Raw genomic sequence first — 19,741 nt, 5'->3', positions numbered from 1 at the left:
ACCTATCACGCTTTATTGAAACACTTTGCTCTCTTGCTGAATGAGTTCGAGGGGATCCACCAGCTGCTCGCCATGCCACACCTCAAAATGCAACCTGTATCCTCCGGCGGCATCCTGTCCCATCTTGCCTATCTTATCTCCCCGTTTAACTGAATCTCCCACCTGTACTTGGGTTTCTCCACACTGACTGTATAAGGTCCCCCAGCCTTCTCCATGGTCGACCTTTATATATTTGCCGCTATTCTCATCCTCTCCCACTGCAATCACTTTCCCATCGGCAGCTGCATAAACCCAGCCCTGTTGTTGAGATGAAATATCTATACCCTGGCTTTTGACCTTTTGACCTTTCTTATCGTAAACTTGACCGAAAAAGCACACTACCTTCCCTTCAGCAGGCGCGGCAAAAACAGGCCAGTCCGCTTGAACGTTTGCTCCCTGTTTTTCGGGCTCTTCACTTTGGTTTTGAATCTGGTGCTGGCTGAATACCTCCTTAAACTTTGGCAGGTAATCGCCCACAAACTTGAGTTTTCCTAACGATTCATTTATATCGAACTCATAGGTTATGGCTTCACGGATTCTATCAACCGCCCACTTTGTAGTAGGAGTATCAATGCTTTTAAGCAACATCACCACCACAATAATGACGGCCGCTACTGACATTCTCACTACCAATATAGCCGCTTTGTGCTCATCTTCCAAACCGCCTGGTTTGCCGTAGGATATTCTCCGACGCATAGGATGTGAAACAGGCAAGCCCAACCTAGGTCGTTGTCTTATCGGTCTAAGCCCTCTCTTGGCATATACCCCTTTTCCCGCTTCCAAACATCATCCCCTCCCCATCAATACATTATATTTGGAGGGGACAAAATTTATGATTTTAAAATATCTCGTCATTCTCTTGCGGAGGATTGACTATTAGCCTCCAATCCAAATCGCCGCGCTCTAGAGCCTTGACCATCACCTCTGCCGTAGCTAGATTGGTAGCCAGAGGAATATTGTGCACATCGCACAGCCTCAGCAACGCATTGATATCAGGCTCATGTGGCTGGGCTGTCAACGGATCCCTCAAGAATATAACTAAATCGATTTTATTATAGGCTACCCTGGCTCCGATCTGCTGGTCACCTCCCAATGGACCCGAAAGAAAACGATGCACCGACAATCCTGTAGCCTCTGCAATCAGCTTTCCCGTAGTGCCGGTGGCGCACAGCCTGTGTTTCTCCAAAATATGTTTATAAGCCACACAAAAGTTAACCATATCTTCTTTTTTCTTATCGTGAGCAATCAAAGCAATATTCACATCCCTTACCCCCTACAAAGTCCTGCTTGCCCCTCAAAAATTTATCTTCTGCCTGCGCATGCCCACATTGAGCACCAAACCGTATGCAATCATATTTGTAAGCATGGAACTTCCCCCGTAACTCATAAAAGGGAGCGGAATACCTGTAACCGGCATCAATCCCATGGTCATCCCTATATTTTCAAATATATGGAACACCATCATCGACACTACGCCTATGACCAAAAAGCTACCAAAATTATCCTTAGCCTTTGTAGCCAAATATATGGTCCTCAGCACAAGACAAAGGTACAGACATATTATTATAGCCCCCCCTATAAAGCCAAGGGCTTCAACCGTTACCGAAAATATAAAGTCGGTATTCTTTGCCGGAACAAAATTAAGTTGACTTAAAGTATTATCGGTCAAAATACCTTTGCCGTATATTCTACCCGAACCTATAGCAATTATGGACTGAATCACATGATAACCAGCACCTAAGGGATCCATTCCAGGATTTAAGAACACCAATATGCGATTCTTCTGCACATCTGACAGCAACCCATACCACATTGCAGGTATGGCCGCAATACCTGCCCCAATTATGCCTAAAAGAAGCTTGTAATTTATACCTGCAACAAAAACCATCCCAAAAAGTATCGCTATAAACACCATGGCTGTCCCAAAATCGGGTTGGTCTATGATGAGCGCCAAAGGAATGGCGACCCTGGCAATCAACGGCAAGAAGTCCTTTAGCCGATTAATACCCTCTCCTTCATCTTTCTTTTTGGCCATCACCTTGGCCAGAGAGATAATGATGACTATCTTTGCAAACTCCGATGGCTGAACGTAAAACGACCCCAAGTTAATCCAGCTTCGCGCATTGCCAGCAATGTGTCCCCTAAAGGACACATACAGCAGCATGGCCACTACCGTCCAGTACATATATGGCAACATATCGGCAAAAAGGTGATAATCAATGCTGATGACCACCAGCATTGCAATGAGTCCCACTCCAAACCACAGCAAGTGCAACTTCACGTGATACAGGTTAAAATTGCCCATTAAATCAAGCAAGTGATATTGGTCTCCCTGTACTGGTTCCTTCATAGCCACTCCAATACCTATCAAACCAAATCCCACCAGCAAAAATATTAAAATCAATATAGTAAAATCAAAATTTTTGATAAGCCTTTTGTCAAACATATAAGTCCCCCACTCGCACACCTGCCAAATTACCATCGTACTCAAACATTATACCATATTAACAGATACAAAAAAAGAGATTGCACAGGGCAACCTCTAACCTCTGTTGGGTCCCATGTTTTTAACCCTCTTTATGGGAATACTTGCCATCAGAGCAGTACTATACGTATCATCCTCCTGGGGTATACGGGACAAGCGTATATCCAGGCTTCCCTCCTCTATCTCCATGTAATTTGATATGACCTTAATGATATCATCCTTAATCATATCCAAAAATTTGGGCGAAATATTGGCGCGGTCATGAATGAGCACCAGCTTAAGTCGCTCTTTGGCGATATCCTTGCTCTTGCTCTCCCCTTTGCCAAAAAATTTAAATAAATCGATCATTTGAATCCCCCTCACTAATAGGACCTCTTCTTGCCTGCGCTAAACCATCGTTTGACCTTGGCTAAAAAACCCTCACCCATCTCCAAATCCATAATGGGCACATTTTCTCCCATCAACCGCCTGGCAATGTTCCTGTAAGCCTGCCCCGCCAAAGAACCCTCATCCAACACCGCCGGTTCACCCTTATTGGTTGATATAACGACCCTTTCATCGTCAGGTACCACCCCAAGCAGGTCTATACCTAGGATATCTAGAGTATCATCAATATTCATCATGTCCCCTCGTTTTACCATATCTATCCTTATCCGATTTATTATAAGCTTGGGATCCATGAGCTCATTAGCAGCAAGTAACCCTATTATGCGGTCAGCATCCCTAACTGCCGACACTTCAGGAACAGTAACCACTATTGCGCTATCAGCACCAGCTATAGCGTTTTTAAATCCCTGCTCAATACCGGCAGGACAATCGATAAGGACATACTCAAACTCCTCTTTTAACTGCTGACACAGCTCCTGCATCTGCTGAGGCGATACAGCCGTCTTATCCTTGGTCTGGGCCGCCGGCAACAAGTAAAGCCCCTCAAAGCGTTTGTCCTTTATGAGGGCCTGTTTCAACCTGCAAACTTTTTCCACCACATCCACTAAATCATAAACAATCCTGTTTTCCAAGCCCATGACCACATCCAGGTTTCTAAGGCCTATATCAGCATCCACCAACACTACCTTTTTGCCAGATAAAGCCAGAGCCGCACCTATATTGGCCGTTGTGGTGGTCTTACCCACCCCTCCCTTCCCAGAAGTTATTACTATTACCTCTCCCATATGTGTCCACTCCCCCTATATATCTTTGTCCATACGCACGATGTTTGCTCTTTTTATCCCACAATTTTAAGCTGAAACAAACCATAACCTTCGCTTCCATTATACACTATTTCCCTTTGCCGGGTAAATAAGGCTCTATTACTAGAATATTGTCTTTGACATACGCTATTTCAGGATAAGAAGGTTTCACACTTTCATCTTCGGGAGGCCTGGCAATTATCCCACCAATCCTCAGCTGGGTGGGCTGCAAGCTGAAAGCCACCACCACGGCATTGTGATTGCCGGTAGCGCCAGCATGCGCCACTCCTCTCAACGTCCCCATCACCAATATATTGCCACCGGCAATTATCTCGCCTCCCGGATTGACATCCCCGATCACCACCACATTGCCCTCATAGTATATCCTTTGTCCATTCCTTACCGTCCCTCTTACAAAGCGCGTCATGCCTTCGTCTATTCCGTCAAAGAATTCAAAATAATCGGCAGCAGGGATGTCAGGATTCGTCATTTCAAACGTAATACTCCCCACTTCGATTTCCCGGGAAATTAAATCGACAATATTCTGCTGCTCCTGTAGCGTTAACCTCTTACCAGTGAATATCAAATTGATCTGGGAATTGCCAAAAAATTGCCTGCTCCCTTTTATCTTCTTCTCAAGGTCTTCTACAATCTGTTCTATATCACCATCACCGTTAATATAGACCTTTAAACCACCTTTTACTCCTTTGAATACCACCAAACTCTGGTTCATCTTCCGCGTTCCCCCATAAATTTGAATGTTACATCCTCCAATATTCGTCAAACAAATCAAAATTCCTGCAAATAGTACAAAAATTATTCACTGCTTAAGCTGGTTTACCTGATCCACTGCATCAAACTGCCTCTGCGTGTTTTTCAATCTGTAATACTCCTCAATTACACGTCTTGCCACTATTGCCGCATTGCTTGAAGTACGTCCATTGGGAATCATGACAACTATGGCAATTTCGGGATTTTCATAGGGTGTAAAAGCGCCAAACCAAGCGACATTATACTTTTGCTGTTCCTCCCTCTTCTTTTCGTCCTTATCAGCGCCAGGAATTATCTTTGTCTGGGCAGTACCGGTCTTGCCTGCCACGGTAATAGCCGGGTCTAAACCTGCAAAGGCGCCCACCGCAGTACCGGCTCCTCCCCCTGCTGTAGACTTGTCGTTTACCACTTTATACATACCCAGCCTAGCTGCCTCTAGATATTCCGGTTTTATGTTAAGGTCATTTACCACTACCGGCCGCATCTCATTTAAAATCTCACCTTTAGGAGACACCACCTTCTTTAACACGTGCGTCTCCATTACCTTGCCGCCATTGGCTATAGCCGCTATATACCGCGCCACAGCCAAAGGTGTAACATTCACATCAGTTTGACCTATACCAGTTCGTACAGTATCATAAGGCAACCAGCGTTTAGCATAAATGGGCCCACCCCATACATCGCTCGAAAAACTCTCAAACCCCTTAAAATTTCCCACCTCTTCCTTTATAACCCTTCTTACATCGTTATATGTGGCTTCAACAGGCAAATCAGCCAGCCTCTCTGCCAACTTGTCCTTCTTCTCTTGGTCAACATTTTGAAAAAAATCATAATACGGCTTATTTTTGTTGCCCATTAAAGCCTTAATCCCCCCTATAATCGCAGGCCTACGCAAGGCAATCCTTCTCTCGGGGTCGCCTATAAAAGATTCCACGTCTCCGATTTCAAGACCAGCATGTCCTTCCAGCCCAAACGCTCTTCCCCACTCAACCAATTTATAAATCCCTAGCCGATCAGCAAGCTCGTAAAAATAATAGTCACACGAATGTTTCAACGCATCCACGAAGTTCTCGTGCCCATGTACACCGGGCCTTGTCCAACACCGCGGTCCTCCAGTCCCATACTTTGTGTACTGATAAGCATCATATATCTCCTCATTTAAAGTGACTTTCCCCTCCATCAAACCAGCAATGCCAACCATCATCTTAATGACAGAACCCAGTGGAAACCTTTCTTGAAAAGCAACAGCCGTCAACGGCTTGCCCGGTGCATTCAAAATTTTTTGGTATTCCTTAGCAGATATAGAGGGGATAAACAGATTCAAATCAAAAGCCGGATAGCTGGCCATTGCCAAAATTTCGCCTGTATGCACGTCCAATATCACAGCTGCACCTCTATTGGCATAGGGAGCGTATTTATCCCCTTCATATGGCGGCAAGCCCGCAGCCATCTTGTGTATCTCTTCGGCCAAGATATCCTCCACCGCCTTCTGCAGGCGGCTATCCAGGGTGAGAACGACGTCATTCCCATCCTCAGGCGGCGTCTCGCTCAGTACCCTGACTACCCTACCTGCAGAATTCACCTCAGCCCAAAGCATACCACGCTTATCCTTTGTACAAGCGGTAAGCCACTGTTCAGCGTATTTTTCTATGCCCATTTTGCCAATGCGGTCAACAGATAAATCGTATCCTGCTGCCCTCAAGTCAATGCCTTTGTTCCTGTATTCTTCAATATCTTCACTGCTTATCCTCCCCACATATCCTATGATGTGAGCGGCCACGTCCCCCATAGGGTAGTACCGTCCCATCTCCACCGATATCTGCAAGCCAGGCAACTCGTTTGCATAGGTCTCCAACTGCGCTACCGTCTTTTGGCTCACACCGGTGGCAATCCTTATGGGATTGGGTCGATATCTATTCATATAAATATCTAGCCTTACAGATACCATATCCCTAGCAATATCATCGGGCAACTCCTCAGCCAGTTTAAACCTCTCCCTGAGATGTTGAAGCATCTCATCGGCCGGCAGGTCAACCCTTATACCTGCTTCAGATTTCCATCTCTCGAAGTCTTTTTTCTGGCTATCAGGCGACTTATTTTCCCATGCATAATAAAACCTTCCATTTTCATCTATCTTTATAGGTATATTATCCATCAGGCTTGTGGCATCTCCGTTTTGTTTTATGATACTGATGACCCTGTAAATCAGATCATTGAGCTGTTTATCCCCTGTAGGCATCCTTTGCTTATCAAGCTCCACCACAAACATCTGCTTGTTAGTAGCCATGGGGATACCGTTTCTGTCCAGTATATTTCCCCTACTTCCTTTAAGGGGAATTTCAACCGATTTTCGTTCCATAGACAGAGCATAATAGGTTTCCCCCAGCTCCACTGTAAGATAAGCAAGCCTGAACAACAGCGTAGTGAAACCCAGAGTGCATATTAATCCAAATAAAAAAAAGCGGTTTTTAAACCATTTAAGCATTCCTTGACCCCCTTCTCCATCATACAACACAGTCCAACAACAGTAGACACCCCCGTAAGTATTTTATCATGCTTAAAACAAACAAAAAAGAGGCAATATTTTACCCCTTTAGTCGAAATGCCATCGACGGCTCATAAATTTATGCTTATACAGCCTATTCATATAATGATATACTATAGGCGTCAAAATAACAGTATATATGGCTTCGGGCAGAATGGTCTTTAAAGACAGCCAATAGAGAGACACATCTAATCCTGCAAAATACATCCATAAAAAGACAAACAATCCTCGTAAAATAGTCGATACGCTTACAAAAAATACGGGGACAAACAATTTATCTGTAAAAACCCTTCCGTAAACCAATCCCACTAGATATCCCACCAGCATATACTGCAAGGCATAGAACCCTACACCTTTACCAAACAAAAAATCCTGCAACAGCCCTCCACCTAGCCCTACTACAGCTGAAGTAGGATTGCCCGACAAAAGAGCAAACGATACAACGAGTATCATTAGCGAATCAGGTTTAACGCCGTACAATTCAATAAAAGGAAATAACGTGGCTTGAACAATCAAATTGCCCACCAGAATACTCACTATGACCCAAACCTTCATATCACTGCAATCCCCATCCAACTTTACAAAATAAACAAAAAGCTCACTCACCTACTCTTCCTTTAACCACCAGCACCTCTTCTAAACGTTGAAAATCAACTCTCGGCTTTATAATGGCGGTTTTGTAAAGGTCCTTCTTATAACGTACAACTTTGGTCACTTCGCCAATATAGATCCCTTTGGGGAGAAAATCACCTAGCCCTGAAGTGATCACTTTATCCCCTTCACTTACCTCCGAATCCAATGGAAGATATACCATGCTACAGGTACCATCCTCCATTCCAAATGCATTGTTGCCCTTTATTATACCATTGTCTCTGGTTCTCTCAACTATACCGCTTATGGAACTCTGGGAATCAATGATGGACCTCACCTTCGCCCAGTTGGGACCCACTTCTATTACACGACCCACCAACCCTTGATCAGTAACCACAGCCATATTTACCTCTATCCCCTGGTTTCTCCCTTTATCGATGGTAAAGACGTTAAACCAGTTACCAGGGTCCTTACCCGTAACCCTAGCCCCCGTAACGACCAAATCCTCTCTCCCAACAGCAAAATCCAACAACTTCTTTAAGCGCTGATTTTGCTTTTCCAGTTCGTTCATCCTGAGCAGCTCCTTCTCTAGCTGCTCCACCCTTTCCTTGAGCTTTTCATAATTTCCCCTCAAGTCACGCCACTCTTTTATGTCTGCAATAGAACCATAAATAAAAGACGCAACGCTGTAAATTGCTCTTTGAACAGGTGAAATAATCTCTCCAACAAACCCTTTAAGAAAGCTCATATTCCCATCTGCTTGGGAAGAAAGAATAGCGAAGGTCAGTAAAAAAAGAGAAACGGCCACTACAATGGCCAGCGAATGTCTTCGCAAAAATTGGAGCAAAGCTATCACCATCCCATCTTTAAGCCAAATTCTTGGATGAGATGGTAACCCTTCTTAAAACCTCTAACTCTTCTAGAGCTCGTCCAGTACCCATGGCTACACAATCCAAGGGCGCCTCTGCAATATGAACCGGCATACCGGTTTCCTGTGCTATAAGCTTATCGATACCATCCAGCAAAGCCCCTCCTCCGGTCAGCATTATCCCCTTGTCCATAATATCGGCAGCCAGTTCAGGCGGGGTTTTTTCCAGCGTAAGTTTAATAGCCTCTACTATTTGACTTACAGGTTCCTTCAGAGCCTCAAGGATTTCAGAAGAAGTAACCCTCAACGTCTTAGGTAATCCAGTTACCAAGTCCCGACCCCTTATCTCCATTTCCTGCTCTTCTTCTTTGGGATAGGCTGAACCTATGTTGATCTTTATCTCCTCCGCCGTTCTCTCGCCAATCATCAAATTGTATTCCTTTTTAATATAGAAAATAATGGCATCGTCCATCTTGTTACCGCCTATCCTTAAAGACCTGCTGGTTACTATACCTCCTAGCGAGATCACCGCTACCTCGCTTGTACCACCGCCTATATCCACTACCATGCTACCTGTAGGCTCATGTACCGGTAGGCCTGCACCGATAGCAGCAGCCATGGGCTCCTCAATAAGGTAAGCCTCACGAGCACCGGCCTGCCTTGCCGCCTCATAAACCGCCCTCTTCTCAACTTCGGTAACACCCGAAGGAACCGAAATGACCACTCTCGGATGCACCATAAGAGGACCCTTTATGGCCTTTCTTATAAAATACTTGAGCATCTCCTGGGTAACGTCAAAATCGGCTATCACGCCATCCCTCATAGGCCTTATTGCAACAATATTGCCTGGCGTCCTACCAATCATCCTTTTGGCTTCTTCGCCAACAGCCAACACTTCCCTCGTATCACTACGGATCGCCACCACAGAAGGCTCACGAATAACTATCCCTTTTCCTCGAATATACACTAAAGTATTGGCCGTACCCAAGTCAATCCCCACATCTCTGCTGAATATGTTCAACAATCCCATACCATCCATTTCTCCTTCCGAACATGTTGTTTTTATAGCCAAAATAATTATTGCCAATAATTTCACTTTTGATAACTCTCACCCAAAATCTGGTTAGCTAAACACTTCAATCCCAAATCCTTTTAGTATCAACCAAAGCCTGTGTATTGGAAGTCCCACCACATTGTAATAGCATCCCTCTATTCTCTTTATAAACATTCCTCCCAGGCCTTGAATCCCATAAGCGCCGGCCTTGTCCATAGGTTCTCCCGTACGAATATATCCCTCAATTTCGTACGGGGTAAGAGATGCCATCTCCACCAAAGTCTTCTCATAAGCAACCGCGCATTTTTTGGAAGGCACTTCCATGACAGCCAGCCCTGTTATCACCTCATGAACCTTTCCCTGCAACTCCATGAGCATCTGAAATGCCTCTCGTTCGTCCTTAGGCTTTCCTAACACCTCGTCACCTTTGACCACAACGGTATCAGCACCTATTATCAAAGCACAACCTTGTACCCTTTGTGCAACGCTTTCAACTTTTTTAACAGCTAACTCTATAGCCAGACTATCGGGAGAAAGGCTTTCCATCACTTTTTCTTCTTGACCACTGGGAATAACCTCAAACTTCAACCCCATCTGTGCAAGGAGCTCGCTCCTCCTAGGCGATGCAGAAGCCAGTATTATCCTCATCTGCTGCTCATTGCCTCCTGACTTTTTGCCGTTGTTTTAGAAACAACTTATGTGTCCTTAACGCGTTTTATTTAACTAATTTAAAGATTTAAAATAAAATATAAGTCCGAGCAACACGCCTAGCACAGTGCCAAAGTTGATGGTAAAGGTTATTCCCAACACTAGGTTTACTACCTCTACATCAAGTATTAAGGGATTATCTTCAGTACCAATCTTAAATGACTGGGTAAACAGGGGTATATCAAAATACGCAGCCAAAATTTTCCCTATAATGCTGCCAATGATAATACCTGCCAGCAAAAGCAACAGCAGTACCCCACCCCTTCTCGAGCTTCCCCTTCTCATTACACTCAAATTCCTCCTTCTTGAGAGCAGCCCTCGGCCGCTCACTCCCATGATTAGTATAACATCTTCTCAATTGAATACAAGATTTTTTGTATAAAAATTTGCCTTATCACGACAAATTTCAATTTAGCCGCTCCTCTATCAAACTTGCCAACCTTTTGGCACTTTCTTCTATTTCTTTTTGATCCGCTCCTTCAATCATGACTCTGATGAGAGGCTCCGTTCCAGATGGACGGATAACCACTCTACCTGCCCCTTTGAACCTGGATTCAATCCTTGATATCTCTTCCGCTATAACGTGATCTTCCATGTAAAAATTCTTTTTATCGGGATTAACTCTGGCATTGACCAGCACCTGCGGGAATCTTTGCATGACAGAAGCGAGTTCAGATAGTTTCTGCTTTTTCCTTTTCAGCACGGATAAAAGCTGCAGAGCCGTCAAAATGCCGTCTCCCGTAGTACTGTGGTCCAAAAATATTATGTGGCCTGACTGCTCGCCTCCTATATTGTATCCATTTTTGAGCATTTCTTCTAAAACATACCTATCCCCCACCTTGGTTTTCACAAAACTACACCCTGCTCTTTCAAGGGCAATATCAAAGCCTATATTGCTCATGATGGTAGCTACTACCGTATTTCGCTTAAGAAGGCCTCTCTCCTTCATATCCAAGGCACAAATCACCATTATCTGATCCCCATCCACCAGCTCACCTTTTTCGTCCACGACAATCAATCTGTCTGCATCTCCATCAAACGCCAGCCCTACGTCAACCCTGTTCTCTACCACAAACCGCTGAAGCCCTTCAGGATGAGTAGAGCCACAATTCCAGTTTATGTTGATGCCGTTGGGGTTATCATTAATGGCTACCACTTCAGCACCCAACTGAGAAAATACCATAGGCGCTACCTTATATGCTGCACCATTAGCACAGTCCAAAGCCAACTTTAAGCCGTTCAAATCTACATCTATAGTGTGTTTGAGAAAATTGACATAATCCTGTATAGCATTGGGAACAATCATTTTGCTCCCTATGTCGCCGCCTGTAGGCGCGGGAATGTCAACACGTTTTTCTCCTTTGATAATGGCCTCTATCTCGTCTTCCAACTCATCGGGCAATTTGTATCCATTCCTATCAAAGAATTTTATACCATTGTACTCCATTGGATTATGAGAAGCCGAAATGACTACGCCAGCGTCCACCCTGTAATGCTTTGTAAGGTAAGCCACTCCAGGAGTGGGGATAACTCCTGCCAACAACGCTTGGCCACCTGCCGAACAAATTCCAGCTACCAGTGCCGCCTCCAACATATCACCTGATAGCCTGGTATCCTTGCCTATTAAAATTTTGGGCTTTTTCTTGCCCTTTGATAACACATAGGTTCCTACCTGCCCCAGCTTAAACGCCAGTTCACAGTTTAAATCTTGATTTGCTATCCCCCTTACTCCGTCTGTACCAAACATCCTTGACATCTTAATGACCCCCTATCTAACACAAACATCACGCGAACTGTTCCATTATGTATCTCTGAGCTGATACCGAAGCGATGGCTCCATCTGCTGCAGCAGTTATGATCTGCCACAGCGGTTTCTGTCTCAAATCACCCGCTGCAAAAACACCAGGTATATTAGTAGCCATAGTCTCATCGGTTATCACAAACCCTGCTTCGTTCATATTTAACTTGCCTTGGATCAAGGCATTATTCGGCTGTATACCAATTGCCACAAACAGCCCATCCACTTTTAACTTTTTGCTGGAACCATCCTTTACGTTTCGCACCAGCAGACCCTCTACCCCTTTTTCCCCCAGTATCTCATCTACTACCGAATCCCACACCATTTCAACTTTGGGATTTGCAAACAGCCTGTCCTGTAATATTTTGGAAGCCCTTAAAGCATTACGCCTGTGAATAAGATACACCTTTGTAGCATGCTGGGCCAAAAATAAAGCATCCTCCACCGCAGTGTCGCCACCGCCCACCACTGCAACTATCTTATCTCTATAAAAAGCACCATCACAGGTGGCGCAATAGGAGACCCCTCTACCCCGGAACTCATCTTCTTTGGGCAAGCCCAGCTTTTTAGGCTGTGCCCCCATACAGAGTATAAGCGCCTTGGCTTCATATTCCCCTTTATCGGTCCTCACTTTCTTTATTCTGCCTTCAAGCTCCAGCTCTATTACCTCATCATATAATATTTCAAGCCCAAATTTGCGGGCATGAGATTCCATCTTCATGGCAAGGTCCGGCCCACTTATAGGCTCGTCAAATCCGGGATAGTTTTCTACCAAGTATGTAGTAGCCATCTGTCCACCTGCAAACATCTTCTCAAAAAGCAGCGCATCCATCCCACCTCTTTTGGCATACAGCCCAGCAGTGAGGCCAGCCACTCCACCTCCCACGATTATTATATCTTTCAACATTACTAAAACCTCCTTTTTGAAGTCAAACCCTTAACATGATTATTATACCTCAAAATATATATGAAGTGAACATAAAAAACCACAAAAAAACCGCCACGAGAACAACCTCTGGCGGTTTTTGACTTCACCTCTTGGAGAACTGGGGTGCCCTTCGAGCGCCTTTCAAGCCGTACTTCTTTCTCTCTTTCATTCGAGGATCACGCGTTAAGAAGCCGGCTTGCTTGAGTATTGGCCGGAAACCCTCGTCTACCTTCAGCAAAGCCCTGGAAATGCCATGCCTGATAGCGCCGGCCTGTCCGCTAAAGCCACCACCTTCCACCTTGGCTATAACGTCAAACTTGCCTAATGTACCCGTCAGCTCCAGTGGCTGCTTTACCATAATCCTCAGCGGTTCCATACCAAAGTACTCATCAATATCACGGTCATTAATGATGATTTTCCCCTCTCCTGGGATAAGCCGTACCCTGGCTACAGACGTCTTTCTCCTACCAGTCCCATAATACTGTACCTTTACCAACGTATATCTCTCCTTTCCCGACCTTCATTACAGTTCAAGTATTTCGGGCTGTTGCGCCTCATGTTTATGGTTTGGCCCGGCATATACCCTCAATTTTTTGAGCATCTTACGTCCCAATCTATTATGTGGCAACATCCCTTTTACAGCATGATATATCACAAACGTGGGCTTGGTTGCTAAAAGCTGTCTATAAGGAATTTCTTTCAGACCTCCAGGGTACAAGGTATGATGACGATAAAGCTTCTTATCAAGTTTCTTACCCGTCAACTTGACTTTTTCTGCGTTGATAACGATAACAAAATCGCCTGTATCCACATGGGGAGTATAAATGGGTTTATGCTTACCCCTCAATATTTTAGCAATTTGGGATGCTAATCTACCCAATGGCTTGTCAGTTGCATCCACAACATACCATTTTCTCGTAATCTTATCCGGCTTAGCTACATAAGTCTTCATGGCCTTTCCTCCTATTCTGCTCGATTATCTAAGTTAACCAACATAGTAACACTACAAACCCATGTTAATCTACTTATTAATAAGGTAAGGTATTTTCCTCTTTAAGGCAATTTTCCTATTTAAACAACCGCTTTATCAAAATACAAGCCTGCCCTCTCACTAAAGCTCAATTGCGCTCCACCATTTTGATAAATATCCGGAGCTAATAGAGCACATTAAAACTAGCTTATATTGTAATACAAGGCATTTAGCCTGTCAAGGCCAAAATATCCATTAACTTTTAAGGGCCTTCAAAAATTTTCTAGTAGTTCAATTAGCACTTTTAACTGTTCCCTCGTATCTATATAAGCATAACGTCCTCCCTCATAATCTCCCCGCTGTATCAGTCGCATTCCATGCCGTTCCAGCTTCTTTATTTCATCATCCATCTCCTTTATCATAAAGGCTATATGATGTACACCCTCACCGCAGTTATCTAAAAAATCTCTCCATGTGCTTGGCTTTTCGTCAGGCTCAATCAGTTCCAATTGTACGTTTCCCATATCAAAAAATGCCAGCTTTGCCCGCGCATGACTGGGCTGACCATAAAACTCGGTATGAGCTTTTTCGTATTCATCCGTCCAGAACCACTGCGGTTTTTCTACGCCCAACAAGTCTGCGTATGCCTGGGAAACTGCTTCTATATCCCGCACAACAATCCCAATTTGAACAATCACCCTGCTATTTAATATGCCTTTATCCTTCATAAACACCCTCCTAAATTATCAATAATACACCCTTTCAAGGCATAAACCGTGAGCGGGTGCCGTGGGCCCTGCTTTATCCCTGTCTCCTGCTTCCAGAATGCGCTTCATATCAGACTCCAACATCCTGTGCCGCCCTACCTCTATGAAAGTCCCTACAAGAATGCGCACCATATTGTACAAAAATCCGTCTCCTTTAATATTGAAATATAAGAAGCATGGCGGCTCCCATACCCAATAGGCCTCATACACCGTTCGCACGGTATTTTTTACGCTGCTACCAGCGCTTTGAAAAGCCTTAAAGTCATGAGTACCTATGATATATTTAGCTGCTGAATTCATTGCATCCACGTCTAAAATATCCGGCACATGATAGTAATAATTTCTGGCTATGGCAGGTGCATGCGGCCTCATGCATATAGAATACCTGTATTGCTTTGCCTTGGCAGAATACCTGGCATGAAACTCGTGAGAAACCTCTTCCGACTCAAGCACTCGAATATCAGGGGGCAACACAGAATTTAATGCAAAGCTAAACCGTTCGGCAGGGAGCCTCGAAGCTGTAAAGAAGTTGGCTACTTGGCCCCGGGCATGTACCCCACTATCGGTACGCCCTGCCCCAACCACCGTGACCGTTTCTCCAGTAAGCTTGTACAAAGCCTCCTCTACTACTTGTTGAATCGACAGCGCATTCTTTTGCCTTTGCCAGCCAGCATAATTGGTACCGTCATACTCCAGCACAATTTTTATGTTTCTCATGCTTTCATACTCCCAGATCCTGGTTGTATCTTCCCTTATAAAACCGAGTAACCTACCAGCACCTCAAAGCACTCACAAACCACTCTCTTCTCTTCTGTGATACAAAATTCAGACTTTGCAGCAACGCATTTCGTTCATCACGGATTATAATAATTTCACTTAACAGGCCATTTCAATAATTCCTTTAAAGCGCATTACAATACATAGCTGTCCAGGAGTATGCCCGCAACTAACAACAGCGTCACCCCCACCGCTATGTAATCCCTCTTAGTCGCCTTAAGGACTTTCATGCGCGTACGATTTTTGCCGCCGCGGTAACAACGCGATTCCATTGCCATAGCCAACTCATCGGCCCTCCTAAATGCACTTATAAATAGCGGCACCAAGAGCGGCACCAGTGCCTTTGCCCTTTGGAACAGGTTGCCGGTCTCGAAATCAGCCCCTCTTGCCATTTGCGCCTTCATTATCTTGTCGGTTTCTTCTAGCAAGGTAGGGATAAATCGCAAGGCTATTGTCATCATCATAGCTAGCTCATGAGCCGGGAACCGGACCACCTGAAGCGGCTGAAGCAGGCGCTCAATACCATCAGTTAAAGATATGGGCGATGTAGTTAAAGTAAGCAACGAAGTCCCCACAACTAGAAGCACCAGCCTTAGCGCCATAAAGATGCCCTGATTTAATCCTTCCTGGGTAAATTTAAGCACCCATACCTGAAACAATACCCTATTCCCCGGCGTGAAAAAGACGTTTATAAAAAACGTCAGGACTATTATGAACAGAAGAGGCTTGAGGCCCTTCAAGATGTACCGAATAGGCACTCCTGAAAGCCATACTGCAAACCCTATATATGCAAAAACCAGCCCATATCCTGCATAGGTTTTAACAAAAAATATTATTACAATGAAGACAAAAGTCAGTATTACCTTCACCCGTGGATCAAGCCGATGTATCACTGATTGGCCGGGGAAAAATTGACCTATGGTGATGTCTTTAATCATTTTTTCTTCCCCCTCACCCTCTCCAATATAACCTTTACAGCTTGGTCCACGGTATATATGTTGTCAGGTACATCCATCCCCCTTGCTCTCAACCCTCTCATCACATGCATTATTTGAGGAATACCCAAACCCATAGCATGAAGCTCTTCAACGTATGAAAACACCTCTTCCGGTTTGCCCATCAAAGCTATTTTGCCCTTGTTCATCACTATAATCCTATCGACCAGCCTGGCGATATCCTCCATGCTGTGCGAAACCAGAATAATTGTCATGCCCCGTTGCTCATGAAGATTCTTTATCTGGCTCAGAATCTCGTCCCTACCTCTGGGGTCCAACCCGGCAGTAGGCTCATCTAATATGAGGATTTTGGGCTCCATCGCAAGAACTCCCGCAATGGCAACCCTCCTTCTCTGCCCCCCGCTGATTTCAAACGGCGAACGATCCTTGACTGACTCAAAATCTAAGCCCACCAACGCCATGGCCTCTCTTACTCTTCTCTCTACTTCGTCCTCAGGCAGATTTAAGTTCCTGGGGCCAAAGGCGATATCCTGGTACACCGTTTCCTCAAACAGTTGATGCTCGGGATATTGAAAAACCAATCCTACATGCTGTCTAAGCCTCTTGGGCACCCTGCTGTTGCTTGTAATCTCAATATCATCCACCACTATTCTCCCGCTTGTTGGCTTTAAAAGTCCATTGAGGTGTTGCACCAAAGTAGATTTTCCCGAACCGGTATGTCCTATGAGGCCCACGAATTCCCCATCTTGAATCTCAAAGCTAACATCATCCAGCGCCAGCGACTCGAAAGGGCTTCCCGGCATGTATACATGAGTTAAATGTTCGACTATAATCGGCATATGGCATCAACCATCTCTTCCACTTTTAAGATGTTCAGGGGAACGTCCAGCCCCTCAGCCCTGAGCCTGTAAGCCAGCTCGGTTACCTGTGGCACATCAAGCCCTATCTCCTTTAAAACCTCAATCTGGGAAAATACCTCACGTGGCGTTCCTTGCAATACTATCCTGCCCTGTTCCATTACAATAACCCTGTCGGCATCTACTGCTTCTTCCATATAATGCGTTATATGAACAACCGTAATTCCTTCATGCTTGTTCAAATACTTCACTGTCTCCATAACTTCGCGTCGCCCCACAGGGTCCAGCATGGCAGTAGGCTCATCCAATACTATTATTTCAGGCTTCATGGCAAGAATACCGGCTATAGCAACCCTTTGTTTTTGGCCTCCAGAAAGATAATGGGGAGCCGCCTGTGCATACTCCTGCATGCCCACAGCCTTGAGAGCCTGGGTTACTCTCAACCGTATCTCTTCCGGGGGAAGACCCAGATTTTCTGGCCCAAAGGCCACGTCCTCCTCCACAACCGTAGCAACAAGCTGATTATCGGGATTTTGGAAGACCATGCCCGCTGTCTGCCGTATCTCCCACAGCTTACCCTCATCTCGGGTATCCATTCCCTTTATCCATACCACTCCGCTGGTGGGGCGTAAAAGCGCATTTATGTGTTTAGCCAGCGTGGATTTTCCTGAGCCGTTGTGGCCGATAATTACCACAAATTCCCCCTTTTGGATATCAAGTGTCACCCCATTTAGAGCCGCGATCTCCTCACCCTCAAAGCTTAAATACTCGAATTGTACATCCTGTAACTTAATGATAGGTTCCATTATCTCTCCCCTTAAAGTTTTGAGCTCAACGATAAAAATTATGGATTAAGTGTATACACTTAATCCACTGCCAAAATCAATCTACCAACTCTATAAGAACCTGCTCTGCGCCATCCCCTCTTCTGGGACCTAATTTTATAATCCTGGTATAACCGCCAGCACAGTTTTTCTCTTGATTTCTGGCTCTGTATTTAGGCCCGTATTCATTGAATAATTTTTCTATAAGAGGATGCCTTATTTGCCTTATACGCTGTTTGTACTCCTTCTTGGTCTCCTCACGGCTTTTCGGCTCACGCAAATCATAAAGGAAAGCCATCATCTTTCTTCTAGCATTCAACTTAGAAGGAGCATCATTGGTAACTTCTATAGTAACGGTCTGACCCTTTTCGTTATTGACCTCTTTCTGCACCTTTACCGTCTTATCATATTCTTCAACGGCAAGGTGAATGAGCTTTTCAGCGATGCGACGCACTTCTTTTGCCCTTGCCTCTGTGGTAACTATCCTTCCATGCCACAGCAGAGCCGAAACCTGATTGCGAAGCAGTGCACGCCTTTGATCGCTTGGCTTGCCCAGCTTTCTCTGTTTGGCCATGTTATCGCCTCCTTTTCACGCGTAATATCATAATATAGCACGTTGTGGTTATTCTTCCTTCTTTTTTAAGCTCAAGCCCAAAGCCTTTAGCTTTTGTTGCACTTCCTCAAGGGATTTTTTGCCCAGGTTCCTGACCTTCATCATGTCCTCTTCCGTCCTTTGTATAAGCTCGCCCACCGTATTGATTCCAGCGCGCTTCAAGCAATTATAGGAGCGAACAGAGAGGTCAAGCTCTTCTATAGTCATCTCAAGCACTTTTTCTTCCTTGTCCTCTTCTTTTTCTACCATGATTTCAACGTTGTTTACATGGTCAGTTAAATTGACAAACAGAGCTAAATGTTCGGTTAGTATCTTTGCAGCTAAACTGGTTGCTTCATCAGGCCTTATTGTACCATTTGTCCAAACCTCCAGCGTCAGCTTGTCGTAGTCAGTAACCTGTCCTACGCGGGTGTCCTCCACCGTAAAATTCACTTTTCTGATAGGAGTAAATATTGAGTCAATGGGAATAATGCCAATGGGCTGCCCTGGCTTCTTATTCTTCTCTGCCGACACATAGCCCCTTCCCTTCTCAACATTCATTTCCATATAGAGCTTTCCATCCTCATTCAAGGTAGCTATGTGCAGGTCAGGGTTTACAATCTCCACATCGGCATCGGTGATTATATCGCCCGCCTTAACTTCACAAGGCCCCTGGGCATTTATGGTCAAAACCCTCGGCTCGTTGGTTTCCATCTTTATACACAACTCTTTAAGATTGAGGATGATCTCAACCAGGTCCTCCTTCACGCCCGGTATTGTGGAAAACTCGTGGAGCACGCCGTCTACTTTGATAGAAGTAACAGCAGCCCCTGGCAACGAAGACAACAATACCCTTCTCAAGGAATTCCCCAAGGTAATGCCAAACCCTCTTTCCAGGGGTTCCACCACGAACTTGCCATAGCGATTGTCTTCGCTCATTTCCACAATCTCTATTCTCGGCTTCTCAATTTCAATCATTCAAATAAACCCTCCTCATCGCATTGTTGAACTACACCTATCC

The 19,741-nt window shown here is 44.8% G+C and carries 23 protein-coding genes; all 23 read right to left on the bottom strand.

The window, feature by feature from the left end:
• Positions 1-12 precede the first annotated feature (12 nt).
• Positions 13-822: a M23 family metallopeptidase gene (locus JOD02_RS09460; RefSeq protein WP_204489073.1), complete on the bottom strand. Its 810-nt coding sequence runs from the start codon at positions 820-822 to the stop codon at positions 13-15.
• A gap of 55 nt (positions 823-877) precedes the next feature.
• Complete coding sequence (gene mgsA, locus JOD02_RS09455; RefSeq protein WP_204489072.1) at positions 878-1,300, bottom strand: methylglyoxal synthase; 423 nt, start codon at positions 1,298-1,300, stop codon at positions 878-880.
• Between the two features lie 33 nt (positions 1,301-1,333).
• Positions 1,334-2,485: a rod shape-determining protein RodA gene (rodA, locus tag JOD02_RS09450; RefSeq protein WP_204489071.1), complete on the bottom strand. Its 1,152-nt coding sequence runs from the start codon at positions 2,483-2,485 to the stop codon at positions 1,334-1,336.
• A 96-nt stretch (positions 2,486-2,581) separates the two neighbouring features.
• Complete coding sequence (gene minE / locus JOD02_RS09445; RefSeq protein WP_204489070.1) at positions 2,582-2,872, bottom strand: cell division topological specificity factor MinE; 291 nt, start codon at positions 2,870-2,872, stop codon at positions 2,582-2,584.
• A 14-nt stretch (positions 2,873-2,886) separates the two neighbouring features.
• Entirely contained in the window at positions 2,887-3,696 is an 810-nt protein-coding gene (gene minD / locus JOD02_RS09440; protein ID WP_204489068.1) for a septum site-determining protein MinD, read from the bottom strand.
• A gap of 106 nt (positions 3,697-3,802) precedes the next feature.
• Positions 3,803-4,447, bottom strand: coding sequence for a septum site-determining protein MinC (gene minC / locus JOD02_RS09435; protein WP_204489067.1), 645 nt, complete (start codon positions 4,445-4,447; stop codon positions 3,803-3,805).
• Between the two features lie 87 nt (positions 4,448-4,534).
• Positions 4,535-6,970 (bottom strand): penicillin-binding transpeptidase domain-containing protein, encoded by a 2,436-nt coding sequence (locus tag JOD02_RS09430; protein ID WP_204489065.1) that lies wholly within the window; start codon positions 6,968-6,970, stop codon positions 4,535-4,537.
• A 108-nt stretch (positions 6,971-7,078) separates the two neighbouring features.
• Positions 7,079-7,585 carry a rod shape-determining protein MreD gene (gene mreD / locus JOD02_RS09425; RefSeq protein WP_204489063.1) on the bottom strand — a complete coding sequence of 169 codons (507 nt, stop codon included), beginning with the start codon at positions 7,583-7,585 and terminating at the stop codon, positions 7,079-7,081.
• A gap of 43 nt (positions 7,586-7,628) precedes the next feature.
• Positions 7,629-8,369 (bottom strand): rod shape-determining protein MreC, encoded by a 741-nt coding sequence (gene mreC / locus JOD02_RS09420; protein ID WP_243426465.1) that lies wholly within the window; start codon positions 8,367-8,369, stop codon positions 7,629-7,631.
• A 118-nt stretch (positions 8,370-8,487) separates the two neighbouring features.
• Positions 8,488-9,519, bottom strand: a complete 1,032-nt coding sequence (locus tag JOD02_RS09415) for a rod shape-determining protein (protein ID WP_204489048.1) — start codon at positions 9,517-9,519, stop codon at positions 8,488-8,490.
• Positions 9,520-9,612: 93 nt separating this feature from the next.
• The gene (locus tag JOD02_RS09410) at positions 9,613-10,191 is read right to left on the bottom strand and encodes a Maf family protein (RefSeq protein WP_204489046.1); all 579 of its coding nucleotides are present in this window, start codon (positions 10,189-10,191) and stop codon (positions 9,613-9,615) included.
• Positions 10,192-10,266: 75 nt separating this feature from the next.
• Positions 10,267-10,536 carry a DUF4321 domain-containing protein gene (locus JOD02_RS09405; protein WP_204489044.1) on the bottom strand — a complete coding sequence of 90 codons (270 nt, stop codon included), beginning with the start codon at positions 10,534-10,536 and terminating at the stop codon, positions 10,267-10,269.
• A 121-nt stretch (positions 10,537-10,657) separates the two neighbouring features.
• Positions 10,658-12,007 (bottom strand): phosphoglucosamine mutase, encoded by a 1,350-nt coding sequence (glmM, locus tag JOD02_RS09400; RefSeq protein WP_204489043.1) that lies wholly within the window; start codon positions 12,005-12,007, stop codon positions 10,658-10,660.
• A gap of 28 nt (positions 12,008-12,035) precedes the next feature.
• Positions 12,036-12,953 carry a thioredoxin-disulfide reductase gene (gene trxB / locus JOD02_RS09395; protein ID WP_204489191.1) on the bottom strand — a complete coding sequence of 306 codons (918 nt, stop codon included), beginning with the start codon at positions 12,951-12,953 and terminating at the stop codon, positions 12,036-12,038.
• 127 nt (positions 12,954-13,080) lie between these two features.
• The gene (gene rpsI, locus JOD02_RS09390; RefSeq protein ID WP_204489041.1) at positions 13,081-13,473 is read right to left on the bottom strand and encodes a 30S ribosomal protein S9; all 393 of its coding nucleotides are present in this window, start codon (positions 13,471-13,473) and stop codon (positions 13,081-13,083) included.
• 27 nt (positions 13,474-13,500) lie between these two features.
• Positions 13,501-13,929: a 50S ribosomal protein L13 gene (gene rplM / locus JOD02_RS09385; RefSeq protein WP_204489039.1), complete on the bottom strand. Its 429-nt coding sequence runs from the start codon at positions 13,927-13,929 to the stop codon at positions 13,501-13,503.
• Positions 13,930-14,219: 290 nt separating this feature from the next.
• A complete protein-coding gene (locus JOD02_RS09380) occupies positions 14,220-14,675 on the bottom strand; it encodes a VOC family protein (RefSeq protein WP_204489037.1) in 456 nt (151 codons plus the stop codon).
• Positions 14,676-14,693: 18 nt separating this feature from the next.
• Complete coding sequence (gene truA, locus JOD02_RS09375) at positions 14,694-15,431, bottom strand: tRNA pseudouridine(38-40) synthase TruA (protein ID WP_204489036.1); 738 nt, start codon at positions 15,429-15,431, stop codon at positions 14,694-14,696.
• A 194-nt stretch (positions 15,432-15,625) separates the two neighbouring features.
• Complete coding sequence (locus tag JOD02_RS09370) at positions 15,626-16,429, bottom strand: energy-coupling factor transporter transmembrane component T family protein (protein ID WP_204489034.1); 804 nt, start codon at positions 16,427-16,429, stop codon at positions 15,626-15,628.
• On the bottom strand, positions 16,426-17,286 hold the full coding sequence (locus tag JOD02_RS09365) for an energy-coupling factor transporter ATPase (RefSeq protein ID WP_204489032.1): 861 nt from the start codon (positions 17,284-17,286) through the stop codon (positions 16,426-16,428). Before JOD02_RS09365 ends, JOD02_RS09370 begins: the two co-directional genes overlap by 4 nt.
• Entirely contained in the window at positions 17,274-18,110 is an 837-nt protein-coding gene (locus JOD02_RS09360) for an energy-coupling factor transporter ATPase (protein WP_207754280.1), read from the bottom strand. The genes JOD02_RS09365 and JOD02_RS09360 overlap by 13 nt, the downstream gene beginning before the upstream one ends.
• Positions 18,111-18,186: 76 nt before the next feature.
• Entirely contained in the window at positions 18,187-18,702 is a 516-nt protein-coding gene (locus tag JOD02_RS09355) for a bL17 family ribosomal protein (protein ID WP_204489031.1), read from the bottom strand.
• Between the two features lie 48 nt (positions 18,703-18,750).
• Positions 18,751-19,698: a DNA-directed RNA polymerase subunit alpha gene (locus JOD02_RS09350; RefSeq protein WP_204489029.1), complete on the bottom strand. Its 948-nt coding sequence runs from the start codon at positions 19,696-19,698 to the stop codon at positions 18,751-18,753.
• Between the last annotated feature and the right edge of the window lie 43 nt (positions 19,699-19,741).

Source organism: Caldicoprobacter guelmensis (assembly GCF_016908415.1).
GTDB classification, from domain to species: domain Bacteria; phylum Bacillota; class Clostridia; order Caldicoprobacterales; family Caldicoprobacteraceae; genus Caldicoprobacter; species Caldicoprobacter guelmensis.
This window is presented reverse-complemented; position numbering and strand designations above follow the sequence as displayed.

Coding starts and splice junctions, on each gene's coding strand:
- rodA (WP_204489071.1), bottom strand. CDS start 2,485: ATGTTTGACAAAAGGCTTATCAAAAATTTTGATTTTACTATATTGATT.
- minE (WP_204489070.1), bottom strand. CDS start 2,872: ATGATCGATTTATTTAAATTTTTTGGCAAAGGGGAGAGCAAGAGCAAG.
- minD (WP_204489068.1), bottom strand. CDS start 3,696: ATGGGAGAGGTAATAGTAATAACTTCTGGGAAGGGAGGGGTGGGTAAG.
- minC (WP_204489067.1), bottom strand. CDS start 4,447: ATGAACCAGAGTTTGGTGGTATTCAAAGGAGTAAAAGGTGGTTTAAAG.
- JOD02_RS09430 (WP_204489065.1), bottom strand. CDS start 6,970: ATGCTTAAATGGTTTAAAAACCGCTTTTTTTTATTTGGATTAATATGC.
- mreD (WP_204489063.1), bottom strand. CDS start 7,585: ATGAAGGTTTGGGTCATAGTGAGTATTCTGGTGGGCAATTTGATTGTT.
- mreC (WP_243426465.1), bottom strand. CDS start 8,369: ATGAGCTTTCTTAAAGGGTTTGTTGGAGAGATTATTTCACCTGTTCAA.
- JOD02_RS09415 (WP_204489048.1), bottom strand. CDS start 9,519: ATGGGATTGTTGAACATATTCAGCAGAGATGTGGGGATTGACTTGGGT.
- JOD02_RS09410 (WP_204489046.1), bottom strand. CDS start 10,191: ATGAGGATAATACTGGCTTCTGCATCGCCTAGGAGGAGCGAGCTCCTT.
- JOD02_RS09405 (WP_204489044.1), bottom strand. CDS start 10,536: ATGAGAAGGGGAAGCTCGAGAAGGGGTGGGGTACTGCTGTTGCTTTTG.
- glmM (WP_204489043.1), bottom strand. CDS start 12,007: ATGTCAAGGATGTTTGGTACAGACGGAGTAAGGGGGATAGCAAATCAA.
- rplM (WP_204489039.1), bottom strand. CDS start 13,929: ATGAAGACTTATGTAGCTAAGCCGGATAAGATTACGAGAAAATGGTAT.
- JOD02_RS09380 (WP_204489037.1), bottom strand. CDS start 14,675: ATGAAGGATAAAGGCATATTAAATAGCAGGGTGATTGTTCAAATTGGG.
- truA (WP_204489036.1), bottom strand. CDS start 15,431: ATGAGAAACATAAAAATTGTGCTGGAGTATGACGGTACCAATTATGCT.
- JOD02_RS09370 (WP_204489034.1), bottom strand. CDS start 16,429: ATGATTAAAGACATCACCATAGGTCAATTTTTCCCCGGCCAATCAGTG.
- JOD02_RS09365 (WP_204489032.1), bottom strand. CDS start 17,286: ATGCCGATTATAGTCGAACATTTAACTCATGTATACATGCCGGGAAGC.
- JOD02_RS09360 (WP_207754280.1), bottom strand. CDS start 18,110: ATGGAACCTATCATTAAGTTACAGGATGTACAATTCGAGTATTTAAGC.
- JOD02_RS09355 (WP_204489031.1), bottom strand. CDS start 18,702: ATGGCCAAACAGAGAAAGCTGGGCAAGCCAAGCGATCAAAGGCGTGCA.
- JOD02_RS09350 (WP_204489029.1), bottom strand. CDS start 19,698: ATGATTGAAATTGAGAAGCCGAGAATAGAGATTGTGGAAATGAGCGAA.